A 15,177-nucleotide genomic window follows, 5' to 3' on the forward strand; every position below is an offset into this window, starting at 1 on the left:
ATTTATATTTTCAGCTCTATATTCGCTGAATTCTTTATTAAAGCTTTTAAAAATAAGAAAATGATAGAATAACGACCGTTAAATTATCAGTTTATAACAAAGCTAATTAATAAAATGATTCTGAATGAAATTAAGTGTGTAAAATTTTCATAAATTATTCGGTGGATAAACTACGTTTGGCAGCTTATTAATTGTTTGCTGTTAGTACGATTATACATATATTTGTTTTGGCCTAAAATCAACAATTCTGCAAGACACAAATAGGTTAGCAACTATAGCATCTCATAAGACAAATAAAAAAATGAATCAAAAAACATCACTTCTTAACTTTTTGAAACAGCCGTATCCGTTTTACTATGAAGGCAAAAAACTACTTCAAATAACAGCTGTATTTTTTTTGATTTCTTTTTTTTTCAACTACATGCTCCAGCCTTTTGACGTAAACCCTCAAGAGCAGAAAATGCATTATTTTTGGATATGTTGCATTCATTCTTTCTCCCCTATATTTGTATTGCTATGCATTGCATTAATCTGTAAACTGTTTCCAAAAGCGACTGACGACTGGAAAATCAAAAATGAATGTATCCTCGTTTTCTTTCTGCTTCTTTTTACTGGAATCACGCAATTTCTGATACGCGATGTAATTTATAACAATCCCATGAATTGGTCTTGGAGGTATTTTATAGAGGAAATTTCCAATACATTTATCGCTGGTATTTTCCTTGCTCCAATCATCATTTCAATCAATTTAAACAGACAACAACTTAAAAACAGTCAAAAAGCAGACCGTATTTCTTCCTCCATAACTGATGTAAAGGAAATCCAAAACAACACATCAATCACTATTGAAACGGAAGTGAAATCGGAAAAATTTGTTTTCGAAAGCCATAGTTTTATTTACGCCAAAGCCGAAGGAAACTATGCTGAGATATTCCTCAAAAAAGAAGATACAATTCAAAAACTCATCAAACGGATCCCTATCAAAAATCTGGAAATGCAGTTGAGTACTTTTCCGTTTATCATTAAAACCCACCGATCGGTTTTATTAAATTTGAATTACATCGAAAAAGTCACCGGAAATGCACAAGGATATAAAGTGCACCTAAAAGACTGTCCAGATACCGTTCCCGTTTCCAGAAACTTCATTCAATCGTTCGATTCAGCGACTACAGAGAGATAAAATCACTTTGTTGTTTGTCCCAAAATCTTGCCAACCACCCCAGAACAATGCCTCTCGTCACATAATCTTGCGATTCAGAACAAGAATTTGCAGCGTTGTTTTTTTGCTCACACATTTGCAAAAAACTTTAGAACTTATGCGTAGATATGACTTAGACTGGCTTCGAGTAATAGTATTTGGATTACTCATTTTTTATCATGTGGGAATGTTTTTTGTGGCTCCAGATTGGGAGTGGCATATCAAAAATAACATTACCTACGAATGGATTAAATATCCCATGTTATTTTTAAACCAATGGCGACTGCCTATCCTTTTCGTCATTTCTGGAATGGGAACATCCTATGCTCTTTCAAGAAGAACTGCAGTTCAATTCGCTTTTGAAAGAACCAAAAAATTACTGCTTCCGCTAATTTTTGGAATGTTGGTTATTGTTCCTCCGCAAGTGTATCTTGAAAAACTTTCAAAAGGGATGATTACAGGCAGTTATCTCGACTTTTGGCCTTCGCACGCCTTTATTGGTACATATCCCGTTGGGAATTTAAGTTGGCACCATTTGTGGTTTATCCCCTACTTACTGTTGTTCTCGTTGGTACTTATTCCTGTTTTTATATTTTTAAGAAACAACCCAAATAATTTTATCCTGAAAACAACTGCAAAAATAAGCAGCACACGATTCGGTCTATACTGGTTTATAGTTCCGCTCTATCTGATAGAAGCTTTTATAGAGCCTTTTTTCAAAGAAACCCATGCTTTGGTTGGCGATTGGTTTGTGATTATCAATAGCATTACTTTATTCTTTTTTGGCTTCTTATTAATCTCCGTCAAAGAAACTTTTTGGAAAACAGTAGAAGCAAACAGAAAGACCTATTTAAAATGCGGAATCATTGGTTTTACATTGCTAATGTGTATCATCACCGCTTTTGAGGATGGTTATGCCAGACATTTTACTGAAGCCTTAATCAAAGTCTTCTCTTTTTGGTCTTGGATTCTAACGCTGTTTGGTTATGCTTCAAAATACCTCAACAAACCCAGTAAAACATTAGCATACTGTAATGAAGCTGTATATCCTTTTTACATACTGCACCAAACGATAACGGTGATTTTAGGGTATTACTTAATGAATTCACAGTGGAATTCTTTCTTTAAATTTTCGATAATGTCCATCGGAACATTTTTACTGTCATGGATAATTTATGATTTCTTAATTAGAAGATGGTTCTTGATTCGACCTCTTTTTGGCTTACAGAATACAAAAAAAATATCCGAACCTGAGTTTCTTCATCAATCTTCCAGTTCTGTCTTATAAGGAGAGAGCAACTAAATCAAACAAAAAACCTCAGGACAATCCTGAGGTTTTTGCTGTTTATTTATTAGTTTTTAATCGCCAGAGCGTTTCTATAAACACATCTACATCTTGACAAGTATTATAAAAAGCTAATGAAGGGCGAACGGTGGTTTCCACTCCCATTCTTCTCAAAATAGGCTGTGCACAATGATGTCCCGTGCGCACCGCAATGCCTTCCCTATTCAATGCTTTTCCAACCTCATCATTGGTAAAGCCTTCCAAAGTGAACGAAAGCACACTCGCTTTATTGGCCGCAGTGCCTATCAATCGCACTCCCGGAATCTGTTTGAGCAAATGCGTGGCATATTCCAACAAATAATGTTCATACTGTCCAATCGCTTCAATCCCAATTTTCGAAATGTAGTCAATGGCGGCACCAAGTCCTATCGCATCTGCTATATTTCCGGTACCTGCTTCAAAACGATTGGGCGCTTTGTGATATTTTATTTGCTCAAAAGTCACATCTTGTATCATATTCCCTCCCGATTGATAGGGTTCCATTTCATTCAGCAAATCTTCTTTACCATACAAAGCACCAATTCCTGTTGGGCCAAATAATTTATGACCCGAAAAAACCAACCAATCAGCATTGAGATAACGAACATCGACTTTCATATGTGAAACAGATTGCGCTCCGTCCAAAAGCACTTTGGCCCCAACAGCGTGAGCCATTTCGACCATTTGCTTGGCAGGCGTTACAGTTCCCAATGCATTTGATACCTGCGTAAAAGCAACCAACTTAGTTTTAGAATTCAACAATTTAGCATATTCATCCAACAGAATTTGTCCGTCATCATCCACTGGAATCACTCTCAATTTTAGTCCTTTTTTATCGGCTAACCGCTTCCAAGGAACAATATTGGCATGATGCTCCAAATGACTCACGATGATCTCATCTCCGGCCACCAGTTTATGGTTTCCCCAACTTTCAGCTACCAAATTGACTCCTTCGGTTGCTCCACGCACAAAAACAATTTCGTTTACTGAACCTGCATTCAGGAACATCCTTACTTTTTCACGGGCTGCTTCATAAGCATCTGAAGCACGTGCAGCCAACTCATGCGCTGCACGGTGAATATTAGAATTTTCATGTTCGTAAAAATAGGTAACACGATCAATCACTGACTTTGGTTTTTGGGTAGTCGCAGCATTATCAAACCAAATTAATGGTTTTCCATTTACCGTTTCACTCAAAATCGGGAAATCTTTCTTAATTAAATTAGCATCAAAATTAGACCCAACCCATCCGCTTCTGGATTGTGGTTGAATAGGCACAACAGATGAAATCACAGGTTTTCTGGAATCAAAAGCAAACGGATTTTCATCCAAAAAATAATAACTGCTCTTTGGTTCCAATCCAACTGACCCTTTTTCCAAAGGAATCCCAAAACTAGTGTTTACCAAATCCAATGCTGCTTTTAATTCAGCTTCAAAAGAAGCTCCTTCATATTCAAATGGCAAATAGGATGACTCTCCTTTTTTATCCTTTAAATTCAAATCAGAAAATCCAGTTTGTGGATCTTCCATCTTGACGTTATTACCTGTACCGATTGCAAACGGCGCTTCTCCACTTCCCAATGCATATTTTGAAGTATCAATTCCATTTAGATTTTGCTCAAAAAAAGCAGGATCTGAAACACTCGAAAAGGGATGTCGAGATTCCCCTACAGGTACTATATTAGCATAGGATCCAACTGATGGAGATCCACCAAAACCTCCCATCGACGGAGGAGATTGAGAAAAAACCAAAGGACTTCCAGCCTGATTTGGAATTACAGGTGGTGCATAACCAGATTGAGCCATTAAAGTATCATGGCCACTTACCGGAAATATGGTTTCTACCTGACCTAAATTACCAGCTGAGAGGAGTGTTTCGGCTATTTTAGTGGCGCGAGGATGTTCATTATGATCTGGGCTCAAGGAAATCTCTTTTGGAAATTCGTTGGGCAAAGCACTGAACAACTCATTGGCTAAATGCTGCAAATCCTCAATATTCGGCAATCCAGGATTGTTAGTATTTGTATTCATGATACTTGTCTATTTGCACATCTTCCAGCACCGCAATTGCATCATCAACAGTTACTACCAATGAACAATACAACGATACCAAATAGGAAGCAATCGCTTTTTCATTGATACCCATAAAACGAACAGATAATCCAGGAGATTGTTCTCCTTGCAATCCAGGTAAAATAAGTCCAATTACACCTTGACGACTCTCACCTGTGCGCATCAATATGATTTTAGATTTTCCGTTTTTAATTGGTAATTTATCCGAAGGAATAAGGGGAATCCCTCTCCAAGTTAGGAATTGGGAACCAAACATGGAAGTTGTTGGCGGCGGAACTCCACGACGGGTACATTCACGACCAAAAGCTGCAATAGCCAACGGATGCAACAAGAAAAAGCCCGGTTCTTTCCATACTTTGGTCAGCAATTCATCCAAATCATCGGGGGTAGGCGCTCCTGTCCTAGTTTTTATAATTTGAGAAGGAACCACATTGCTCAACAAACCATAATCTTTATTATTGATTAATTCGCTTTCTTGTCTTTCCTTAATAGTTTCAATAGCCAAACGCAATTGCTCTGTAATTTGGTTATATGGTTTACTGTACAAATCCGAAACACGGGTATGTACTTCAACAATTGTTTGAACCGCTGCCAAATTATACTCCTTGGGATTATCGATATAATCCACAAAAGTATTGGGAAGTGAACGTTCATCTCTCGCCGAACAATCCACTTCGATATGTGTAGCATCTTTAACTTTATTCAAACGGTACACCCCTGCTTCTACTGGAACCCAATGCAAAAGATGCGTAAGCCATCTTGGGGTTATTGTCCCCATTTGAGGAACCGAACGGGTTGCAATTGCTAACTGTCTCGCTGCTGCGTCTCCTAACGCAGTTTGCTGTTTTTTTAATTCTGCCATTGTTCTATTTATTAAGTTATATCTAATATTACTAAATCACGGACAAGGTTGATTCAAAATAACAGAACATGTACATAATCATGTCAAACAATTTCAAACCAAATCAAAAAAGAAAAGAGCCAATTTCTAAGAGGAGTTTCATTGACCATTAATCAGAAAAGCACGACTCTCAAAAAAACTGTTTCCAATCAAGAATGCATAAAAAAAGAATGCATTATTTTCTTCACTAATTTAGCACAATTATATAACTATCACAATAACAATAATTTAAATAATTAAATTTTAATACTAAAAAAAACAAGAATTCAATAAGCTAGAGTCGACTATTGATATTGGAGCAGGAACATTTGCTTTGTCCATTCACTATCGCTAGAGTGGCTTTTTTGCGAACATTATGCCATTTACCATTATTTATAAAAGAAAAAAAGAGTAAGAATAAACAATAAACACAATTATCGTAACGTACAAAAAACGAAAAACCCTGTAATGTATGAGGTTACAGGGTATTCTAACTAAATGTATTAAAACAAACAACTTTCAATCTCTTCAATCCTTGCAAAAATGTTTTACCCTTTAATAACGGGTAATGAAACTACGTTTCCTACTTCATTTCGCATGGTCATATTCAATTTATCCAATAATGACAATCTGTTGGAAACTAGTCCCGAGAACAGATTATAGGATATATTCATTTTTTTTAAATGAATTAATTTCTCCAATTCTAATGGAACTTGCCCCCTAAAATCATTGTCAAAAAGGTTTAAATTTTCTAATAATACCAGATTACCAATCGCCGGACTTAATTTTCCGGTAAATCTATTAGAATATAAAGACAACGATTTTAATGATTTTAACTCATAAAAAGAAACAGGTAATTGTCCCTGAAACGAATTTTCATATAATGATAAATTCTCTAACATCGAAAGTTTTCCGATTTGTGGAGGCAATTCACCAGACAATATATTTCGATCCAGTACTAATACTTTTAAATTAGGCAAAGTACAAATTGAAACAGGAATAAAACCGGTCAATTTATTAAACGAAAGGTCCAATATTTGCAAATTCTTCAGATTGCCGATATTGAGGGGAATTTCACCATTCAATAAATTGGTACCCAAATTTAGTTCCTGCAAATTCAACAAATTAGTAATCTCAACAGGAATACGACCCGTCAAATTATTGTTGTTTAAGTTTATCGAAATTACCTTATCGTCAACGACTTTTACTCCGTACCATTTGTTCATTGGCAAAGAAAAATCCCATTTATTAATCCATTTAGCACCATTGGTAGCTTGGTTTAATTTTATAAGGACATCCTTTTCTGCCTGCGAAACATTAGCAAAAACTGAAAGTGAAAATAGTACGGTAAAAATAAGTGTAATTTTATTACTCATTTGCTTTACTTAAATATTCATTGCTTCAAAAATAATTAAAAAGTTCGCTAACCAACAAAAAAAATCGACAAATTAACACAACAAAATATTTAACGAATACATATCTTACAAAAAAAGTGCAACAATTCAAAAAATGAATTATTGCACTTACAAAAAAAAAAATCAGGTATGACCCAAAATCAATTAACTCTGTCCCGTATGAAAAACAGAATTAATTTTACTGTACAACTCAGGAATTGTCCCATTCCAAAAGCCTATTTATTGTACTCATTTACCGAACAAAATAAAGGCAATGATTAAAGTAATGATAACATTAAACGTTTGTGCTAGTAAAAAAGCATAGAACGGTTTTTTACTATTTAAATTGAATAAATCTTTAAAATTGGTCTCTAAACCAATACTGGTAAAAGCCAAAGCAAACCAAATGCCTTGAAGGTTTTTCAAGCTGTCTTTCACCTCATCTCTTGTCTCCGACAACACAAAAAATGAAAAAAGCAAAGAAGCTCCTATAAATCCAAGTACAAACTTTGGAAAACGTTCCCAGATTATACTTAAGGTCGGTTTGGATTCGATAGCCTCCGACGATTCATTCTTTGTATATGTCCAGTACACGGATATTGCAAATGCAGCAATACCCAAAAGCACATTTTGTGAGAACTTAACAATTGTACTTATTTTCAATGCAGTCTCTCCTACCAGCGTTCCAGAGGCAACCACTGCTCCTGTAGTATCAATGCTTCCTCCCAGCCAAGCTCCGGTAACCTCCTCTGGAAAGTTAAAATACTTTGCTATAATTGGCATAAAAATCATCATGGGAATAGCTGTAATCAAGACCATAGAAATCACATAGGAAAGTTTTTTTGAATCTCCTTTGATGGCTCCAGAGGTCGCAATTGCTGCCGAAACACCGCAAATAGAAACAGCACTAGATATCATCATCGTCAGTTCATCATCTACTTTTAATTTTTTACACAACCAAAAGGCAAAATACCAAACAGACAATACCACGACCAAAGCCTGTGTTAATCCCAAAAGACCTGCCTTAAGAATATCCGAAAAAATGACACTGGTACCCAATAATATCAATCCAACTTTAACAAAAAGCTCGGTAGAAAGTGCTGAACGAAACCAAATTGGAAGCTTAAAAAAATTGCCGATGAATAAGCCTATAAAAAGACTAAAAATCACCGCTTCCAAATTGAGTGCTTTGACCTGCCCATTTCCTGCAATAATCAATGCAATAATGGTTAAAAAATAGACGGCAGGAAATCCAAGCAGAAAATTCTTAATCGATTTTCCAGTCAAAAAAATACCAAAAGACCCTACCGCCAACAAGTATATAAATTGTTGTAAAAGCGTTTTCAAATTACCTAAGCCAAAAACATTTTCGGTAAGTTCTTCATAATTCCCCCATTTAAAAACAGGAACCGGAAGAAGAAAAACCGAAAGCGATAACCCAATAATCAGAAAACCTAAGATTACTACCGTCCAATCTTCGTGAATAGCAAATTGTTTTGCGTTTTGTGACATTTTTAAAAATTTTTATTTAGAACTTAATCTTATTATTTATCCTTCACACATCGAAACCCTAAGTGATTACAGGCACTTGTTGTTTCTCCTTTTCCGCGGCTTCCCGCAACGTATCGAATGCAATATTGATCACTACATAAGAAAGATCCGCCTCTTTGAACATGTTTTTCGACGCCCGGTTCTTCGGAATCCTTACTAGTCGAAGGCCCTTTTGGATTATCACTAGGACTGTCTTTATAATAATCGTCACGATATAAATCGCTACACCATTCCCATACATTTCCTTCCAAATCATAGATCCCATAAGGATTTTTAGGGAAAGACTTTACAGGTGCAGCTCCTATAAAACCATCTTCAGCGGTGTTATTATTTGGGAAACTCCCCTGAAAAATATTGGCAGCCCATTTACCGTTTGGCTTAAGATCTGTCCCCCAATAATATTTCGTTTGAGATCTTCCAGCTCTCGCAGCAAACTCCCATTCGGCTTCGGTCGGGAGTCGTTTACCAGCCCATTTCGCATAGGCTTGTGCGTCTTCATAGCTAATTTGGACTACAGGATTATTGTCCAATCCAACGATGCTGCTTTCAGGTCCTGTTGGATGCTGCCAACTGGTACCCGGCACATATTTCCACCATTGCTGCATATTCTCCAAAGAGACTTTACCTGTTGGAGGTAAAAATACCGCAGAGCCCGGCACTAGATTTTCAACCGGTACACCCGGAAAATCAGCTGGATTCAATGGCCTTTCGGCTACAGTCACATAATTTGTTGCTTGCACAAAAGCGCCAAATTGGGCATTCGTAACTTCATTTTCATCCATCCAATACCCTTTGATACTCACTTTATGAATAGGCCTTGCATCAGGATAATCATTAGTTCCCATATTGAATTCACCGGATGCAACCCAAACCATTCCAATGGTTGAAGTAGCATCAAGAGCTTCTGGAACGTTCTTTGTCATTGCCCGAAGCAACAAAGCTTTTTTAGAAGTGTTTGCCTTGCAAAATGCTTGACACTCTTTTGTAGCCACAACTGACAGAGATTTATTTTCTTGCGCAAAAGCAGAACTTAAACCCGACAAAACAATTCCAGCTATTAAACTATATATCTTCATGTTTCTATTATTCATCATCCGTCGCCCCGAAAGCATAATGTCATTAAAACTAAGCCCAAACCTACCTAAAACTTTCTTCCGAATTTCCAACAGCTTCTCACAATCATTTAAAGAAATCACATTTATTGCTCATCATGTGATTCGCTTTACCTATTTGATAATACTCGAATCTCCATTCGGTCAAAATAACCAAAAAAACTTACCTTAATTCCACTACTTATCCCTTTCGGGAACAACTGATGACTATTTTTATTTATTTACGGCCAAAGCCAAATCAACATCCTTTTTCAAATCACCCAAACCGTCTTTTTTGAAAACAATTTTACCGTTTTGATACAAAATCAAAGTTGGAAATACGTTAACCGTTTTCAAATCGGCTATGACTTGTGGGCTTTCTTCCAAATCAATTTCGATAATTTTCAAATTGGTTCCGTATTGAGCTCTGATGGTTTCCAAAACAGGTTTTACTTTTTTGCAGGCTCCACAATAACGGGAACCGATATCGACCAAAACGGCATTGTTGTCGGCTATGATTTTTTTATATTCCGCCAATGATAATTTACTTTTCAAATTGGTATAAAAAGGCTTTCCTCCTCCTATCCAAGCTGCAATTCCTCCTTCTAAATCGTGTACATCGGAGAAACCGTTTTTCAATAATTCTTTGGCCAATGCGTTACTTCTTCCTGCACCGATTGAATAGATAAAAACTGGTCTTGAGTTATCCAATTGAGCAACATATTTCGCATAATTTTCCGTTTGCAGATTAAAATTAACCGAACCTTCAATATGGTTTAATTCAAACTCTTCGGGACTTCTGGCATCAATTATCTGTGGGCTTTTTTGACTTTTTATTTTTGTATAAAAAGCATCCAACGGCAATGTAATCGTGTTTTGATTTTGGGCAAAAGCACCCAACGCAACGAACAAGACTACCGCAGTGACACTATTTTTAAATCTTTTAAGATTGAACTGGCTCATATCGGTTTGGATTTGATGAAACGGACTCTTTCTTTTGAGAAATTGGCAAAGCAATAACGCCTTCTGCCAATGGGCTTCCTTCTTTTTTAGATTTGAATATTGGCCACAAAAACTGTGCATACCATTCTTCCTGTTTGTACGATTTCGTTCCGTAGGACTTAGGAAATTTGCGAGTAATTAAACCCGTTCCAAAAATCACGTCCCATAGGAAAAACATATTTCCAAAGTTGCCTTTAAAATGACCAATTCCGTCACCGCTTGTATCGGCATGATGCGCGTGATGAGTAGCTGGAGTCGAAATAAAGCGTTCCAAAACCCAAGCGATAGGATGCAAAATTCTGTATTTATAAAAGGGTTTATCCCAAGCAATACTCGAATGTGCTCCCAATGTTATGAAACTTTTTATCACCGTAACAAACAAGGCTGGCAATCCTAATCCTAAAAACGTCAATGTAGCCGTCAAGTAAATTTGGGAGAAAAACACGGTATAAATAAAGTTTTGTCTCGAAGCCATCGCCATTCCCATGTACGGAGCTGAGTGATGAGTTCTATGAAAACGCCATAAAAACGGTACCTGATGGTGCAAACGATGATACCAATATTGGGTTAAATCATCAGCTATAGCAATTAGGAAAAATCCTCCCCAAAATGGAACCCATGAAAGTGTATTCGCTAAATTTGGAATTAAAAATGGTAAAGCAGTTAAGCTAAAAAAAGCAATTACCGGAGGTAAAAGCAGTTTTGGCGCCAAAAAACAAACAATATCTATTTTACGTTCTGTTCCTGTCCATTGGTCGTCATATAAACCTGCCGCAAATTCAACAACTCCTAAAACGAGCATGAAAGCAACCAAACCCCAAGTGCGAATGTTCTCAAACGCCGGTTTTGCAAATTCCAAAAACGATGGCAATGTAAGGTGTGATTCTGTAACGATACCGTTATTTAATTTAAAATAAAGGTAAATTGCCAACACCGGCAAGCTGTACAACAAAAAACTGATACTCAAATCTCTTGTTAGTTTTCTTTTTAAATTTTGATCTAATGCCATGATTTACTATTTTAAAAAATGATTTACTAATGCTAAGCCACCAGCCAAAATAACTAGCGGCACTAAAAAGACAATCGCCCCGACGACAATCTTTTTTCCTATTATTTGAAAATCTATTAGTTTCATATCTGTGAATTTTAAAAGAATCAGGTCTTTTTTAAGTTCTGATAAAAGACCTGAATTCCAGATTGAGTTATTAATTAGTGCTACCTGCTTGGGTTGCTTTATGAATCAATTCCTGAAGATTTTGGTTTTTATCTCCAGTTGGGTTATGAATTCTTCTGGCAAATACATCTTGCCAATCAATTAACGGATAAAGGTTATTCTCTTTGGCTTGCTCATCAAACAGTTTTTTAAGTTCTTCCAATTTTTCAGGATACTTTTTAGCCAAGTTAACACGCTCGTTAAAATCCTCATTCAAATTGTACAATTCCCAAACATCAGCATCAAAATTACTGGCTACCGGTTTTTCATTTTTACCCAACGAATTTTTTAAGGCAAAAGAATCTGGAAGATGTGCCGCTGCCGCTTTCCAACCATCTTTGTAAATGGCTCTGTTACCAAAAATATAATAGTATTGTACTTTGTGTAATGACTCGGCTTTAGCATCATTTAAAGAAGCATATAAAGAAGATCCTTGTATTACATCTTGCTTAATTTCTTTAATATATTCTGGTGCTTTTATTCCGGCAATTTCCAATGTAGTAGGAAGTATATCCGTTACGTGGCTATATTGGTTTCTGATTCCTCCTTTTTCCTTAATCCCTTTTGGATAATGAATAATCAATGGATTACGAGTTCCTCCTTCTGAATGTGCATCTTGTTTCCAATTTTTGAAAGGGGCATTTGTAGCTTGTGCCCATCCCAAAGGATAATTGGTATTTAATCCTTTTGCAGTACCGATTTCTCCTATGTTGTTTAAATTATCCTGAAGATTTTTTTCATCAGAAACCCCTTGAGCAAAAAGATTTTGGCTAATTGTACCTTGGGTAGTACCTTCTTTACTGGCTCCATTATCACCAATTGCAAGAAAAATCAAGGTGTTATCCAGTTGATTGCTTTCTTTTAAATAATTTACCACTCTTCCAATTTCGTGATCCGTATAGGTAAGATATCCAGCATACACTTCCATGAATCTTGCATACACTTTCTTTTGGTCTGGGGTCAATTTTTTCCAATCAGTAATTAGTGGATTGCGTTCCGGTAATACTGCATTGGCAGGAATCACGCCCAATTTCTTTTGATTTGCCAACACTTTTTCACGATAAACATCCCAGCCTTCATCAAATTTTCCTTTATATTGATCACTCCATTCTGGGGCAACTTGATGTGGTGCATGGACAGCTCCTGGTGCATAGTATAAAAAGAATGGCTTTCCAGGTGCCGCTTTTTGTTGTTTAGTAATATAGCTAATGGCCTTATCGGTAATTTGATCTGTTAAATGGCGTCCATCCGGTTTTACATGTGCCTGATCTTCTACCAAATCAGGATTGTATTGATCGGTTTGAGAACCTAAGAAACCAAAGAAATGATCAAATCCTTTACCTGTTGGCCATCTGTCAAATGGTCCTGCATCGGTAGCATCTTCATCTGGAGTCACTCCATATTTACCAACTGCAAAAGTATTGTAACCATTCTCCCTTAAAATCTCAGCTATAGTTCCTTTATCCGCCGGAATTCTTCCGTCCCAACCTGGGAAACCTGCTGATAAAATAGTGTGTGAAAAACCACTAACGTGAACTCTTCCTGAATTTCTTCCTGTCAATAATGCCGCACGAGTTGGAGCGCAAATTGCCGTGGTATGAAAATTCGTGTATCGCAGTCCATTATTTGCCAAGGCATCAAAAGTTGGCGTTTGAATTAAACCTCCAAAAGCACTGGAAGCCCCGAATCCAACGTCGTCCAATAAAATCCAAACAATATTTGGTGCACCAGCTGGCGCTTTTACAGGCTCTGGCCAATATTCTTTGGATTCTGCCAATGTTTTACCGATAACGCCTTTATAGTTTGCATCCGGCTTATTTTGAGCAATGCTAAATTGTGCTACAAGCAAAGCAGTAACTAGTAGCCCTTTTTGAGGGCTTTTAAATTTTGAGCTGATTTTAAAATTTTTCATTTTTTATATAATTTAAGTTTAATAGCCTGGATTTTGTGGTAACCCTACTGGGTCAATGTTGCGTTCACTTTGAGGAATTGGATACAAATTATTTCTTTCGGAAACAGAATTTTTGGCAGTTACTTTTTTCACTTCGCTAACCAAAATTCCCCAACGCACTAAATCGTACCATCTTTGCCCTTCCTGAACGAATTCTTTTTTGCGTTCCTCACGAATAGCGTCTCTTAGCTGCACATTTGTAAGTCCTACTAAATCCACTGTTGCGTCCGGAGTTAAAATTGCTTTTCCAAAAGCCCTTCTTCTAACTTGATTCACTGCTTCAAGAGCCTCTGCTGTTGGTCCACTTTGCTCATTGGTCGCTTCCGCAAAAGACAATAAGATATCTGCATAGCGAATCACCGGAAAATTAATAGCCACATTCGATGGTGTCGCTAAGTTTGTGAGATCCAGGAATTTTTTAAAGAGTGGCTTCGGGAAAGTATAAAGTGTTCCAGTAGCAGGATTGAGCAATTGTTTTACATAACTCGCATCTCTTCTAGTATCTCCAGCCGCATAGATATCATAAAACAAGGCTACATCCGAAATAATATCAGCTGGCTCTGTGGCCGTAAATCCGGTAAAAGAAGTCGCTTGAAAAGTACTGCCGCTAGAACCATTCCCCGCTTGATTCGGTTCGAACTGAACAGAAAAAATATGTTCTTTTCCATTCTTTTTCGCTTTATTGAATATGTCTGCAAAATTTTCAAAAAGGGCATATCCGTAACCGCCATTAATGACTTCTTTGGTTTTAAGAATTGCATTTGGCCAATCTTTTCTAGTCAAATACACTTTGGCTAAAATCGCTTTTGCAGCTCCTGAAGTAGCACGCCCAGCCTCATTTGCCGGATATGTAGAAGGTAAACTTTGCGCATCCGTCAAATCCGAAATAATTTGCGCATAAACCTCGTCCACAGTAGCTCTTTTTGATTTTAAGCTTTCCAATTGAATGGAAGTTGGTTCATGCAAAACTATCGGAACCCCACCCCAAAGGCGAACCGCCTGAAAGTACAATAACCCCCTGATGAATTTAGCTTCATTAATCAATCTTGCTTTTACAACTTCAGAACCCGCTACTTTTGGAATATTATCAATAGCTATATTGGCTCTGTTGATTCCGTTATAAATTTGGCGCCAAGCCACTTGTACACGATCTGAAGTGGCATCATGAGTCAAACTGCTTAATGCCCTTACTTGAGGATTCGTAGCCGAAACTCCTGCAGCAGCATAATCGGAGCCCATATCGGTCAAGAAATATAGATTTCTTCCGAATAAACTTTGCTCTCCCGGATCAATACTCAATGAGGCATATACTGCTGTTACGCTTGCAACCGCATCATCTTGAGTTTTGAAGAAATTATCTTCGGTTATAAAAGAGGTTGGTGTTACCTCCAGCTCCGTGCACGATACTAATATCGTGGCACTTAATAGGAATGTTATTATTATTTTTTTCATCTGTAGATATTTATTATTTTTTTATCGGTCAGATGTAATTCGCATATC

The 15,177-nt window shown here is 36.9% G+C and carries 11 protein-coding genes; 2 read left to right on the plus strand and 9 right to left on the minus strand.

What is annotated here, in order from left to right; translation table 11 throughout:
- The first annotated feature begins 301 nt into the window (after positions 1-301).
- Positions 302-1,180, plus strand: a complete 879-nt coding sequence (locus tag C8C85_RS04465; protein WP_116796006.1) for a LytR/AlgR family response regulator transcription factor — start codon at positions 302-304, stop codon at positions 1,178-1,180.
- 136 nt (positions 1,181-1,316) lie between these two features.
- Positions 1,317-2,486 (plus strand): acyltransferase family protein, encoded by a 1,170-nt coding sequence (locus tag C8C85_RS04470; protein WP_116798364.1) that lies wholly within the window; start codon positions 1,317-1,319, stop codon positions 2,484-2,486.
- Between the two features lie 57 nt (positions 2,487-2,543).
- Here the strand turns inward: C8C85_RS04470 and C8C85_RS04475 are convergent, their stop codons facing one another.
- The 9 genes from C8C85_RS04475 to C8C85_RS04515 all read right to left on the minus strand — a co-directional run bounded on the left by C8C85_RS04475 (position 2,544) and on the right by C8C85_RS04515 (position 15,129).
- Positions 2,544-4,553 (minus strand): family 2A encapsulin nanocompartment cargo protein cysteine desulfurase, encoded by a 2,010-nt coding sequence (locus C8C85_RS04475; RefSeq protein ID WP_116796007.1) that lies wholly within the window; start codon positions 4,551-4,553, stop codon positions 2,544-2,546.
- A complete protein-coding gene (locus tag C8C85_RS04480) occupies positions 4,537-5,457 on the minus strand; it encodes a family 2A encapsulin nanocompartment shell protein (RefSeq protein ID WP_116796008.1) in 921 nt (306 codons plus the stop codon). Before C8C85_RS04480 ends, C8C85_RS04475 begins: the two co-directional genes overlap by 17 nt.
- Before the next feature lie 566 nt (positions 5,458-6,023).
- Positions 6,024-6,851: a leucine-rich repeat domain-containing protein gene (locus C8C85_RS04485; protein ID WP_116796009.1), complete on the minus strand. Its 828-nt coding sequence runs from the start codon at positions 6,849-6,851 to the stop codon at positions 6,024-6,026.
- A gap of 267 nt (positions 6,852-7,118) precedes the next feature.
- The gene (locus tag C8C85_RS04490; RefSeq protein ID WP_116796010.1) at positions 7,119-8,381 is read right to left on the minus strand and encodes a YeiH family protein; all 1,263 of its coding nucleotides are present in this window, start codon (positions 8,379-8,381) and stop codon (positions 7,119-7,121) included.
- A gap of 32 nt (positions 8,382-8,413) precedes the next feature.
- Complete coding sequence (locus C8C85_RS04495; RefSeq protein WP_116798365.1) at positions 8,414-9,496, minus strand: formylglycine-generating enzyme family protein; 1,083 nt, start codon at positions 9,494-9,496, stop codon at positions 8,414-8,416.
- A 249-nt stretch (positions 9,497-9,745) separates the two neighbouring features.
- Positions 9,746-10,474: a rhodanese-like domain-containing protein gene (locus C8C85_RS04500; RefSeq protein WP_116796011.1), complete on the minus strand. Its 729-nt coding sequence runs from the start codon at positions 10,472-10,474 to the stop codon at positions 9,746-9,748.
- Positions 10,455-11,522: a sterol desaturase family protein gene (locus C8C85_RS04505; RefSeq protein ID WP_116796012.1), complete on the minus strand. Its 1,068-nt coding sequence runs from the start codon at positions 11,520-11,522 to the stop codon at positions 10,455-10,457. Before C8C85_RS04505 ends, C8C85_RS04500 begins: the two co-directional genes overlap by 20 nt.
- A 196-nt stretch (positions 11,523-11,718) precedes the next feature.
- A complete protein-coding gene (locus tag C8C85_RS04510) occupies positions 11,719-13,638 on the minus strand; it encodes an arylsulfatase (RefSeq protein ID WP_116796013.1) in 1,920 nt (639 codons plus the stop codon).
- A gap of 18 nt (positions 13,639-13,656) precedes the next feature.
- Positions 13,657-15,129 carry a RagB/SusD family nutrient uptake outer membrane protein gene (locus tag C8C85_RS04515; protein WP_116796014.1) on the minus strand — a complete coding sequence of 491 codons (1,473 nt, stop codon included), beginning with the start codon at positions 15,127-15,129 and terminating at the stop codon, positions 13,657-13,659.
- Between the last annotated feature and the right edge of the window lie 48 nt (positions 15,130-15,177).

The sequence above is a fragment of the Flavobacterium sp. 103 genome, assembly GCF_003096795.1.
Taxonomy (GTDB): Bacteria; Bacteroidota; Bacteroidia; order Flavobacteriales; family Flavobacteriaceae; genus Flavobacterium.

Bases quoted from the DNA above. Each gene is read 5' to 3' on its own strand.
- C8C85_RS04510 (WP_116796013.1), bottom strand. From the start codon at position 13,638: ATGAAAAATTTTAAAATCAGCTCAAAATTTAAAAGCCCTCAAAAAGGG.
- C8C85_RS04490 (WP_116796010.1), bottom strand. From the start codon at position 8,381: ATGTCACAAAACGCAAAACAATTTGCTATTCACGAAGATTGGACGGTA.
- C8C85_RS04475 (WP_116796007.1), bottom strand. From the start codon at position 4,553: ATGAATACAAATACTAACAATCCTGGATTGCCGAATATTGAGGATTTG.
- C8C85_RS04480 (WP_116796008.1), bottom strand. From the start codon at position 5,457: ATGGCAGAATTAAAAAAACAGCAAACTGCGTTAGGAGACGCAGCAGCG.
- C8C85_RS04505 (WP_116796012.1), bottom strand. From the start codon at position 11,522: ATGGCATTAGATCAAAATTTAAAAAGAAAACTAACAAGAGATTTGAGT.
- C8C85_RS04515 (WP_116796014.1), bottom strand. From the start codon at position 15,129: ATGAAAAAAATAATAATAACATTCCTATTAAGTGCCACGATATTAGTA.
- C8C85_RS04500 (WP_116796011.1), bottom strand. From the start codon at position 10,474: ATGAGCCAGTTCAATCTTAAAAGATTTAAAAATAGTGTCACTGCGGTA.
- C8C85_RS04465 (WP_116796006.1), top strand. From the start codon at position 302: ATGAATCAAAAAACATCACTTCTTAACTTTTTGAAACAGCCGTATCCG.
- C8C85_RS04470 (WP_116798364.1), top strand. From the start codon at position 1,317: ATGCGTAGATATGACTTAGACTGGCTTCGAGTAATAGTATTTGGATTA.
- C8C85_RS04495 (WP_116798365.1), bottom strand. From the start codon at position 9,496: ATGAAGATATATAGTTTAATAGCTGGAATTGTTTTGTCGGGTTTAAGT.
- C8C85_RS04485 (WP_116796009.1), bottom strand. From the start codon at position 6,851: ATGAGTAATAAAATTACACTTATTTTTACCGTACTATTTTCACTTTCA.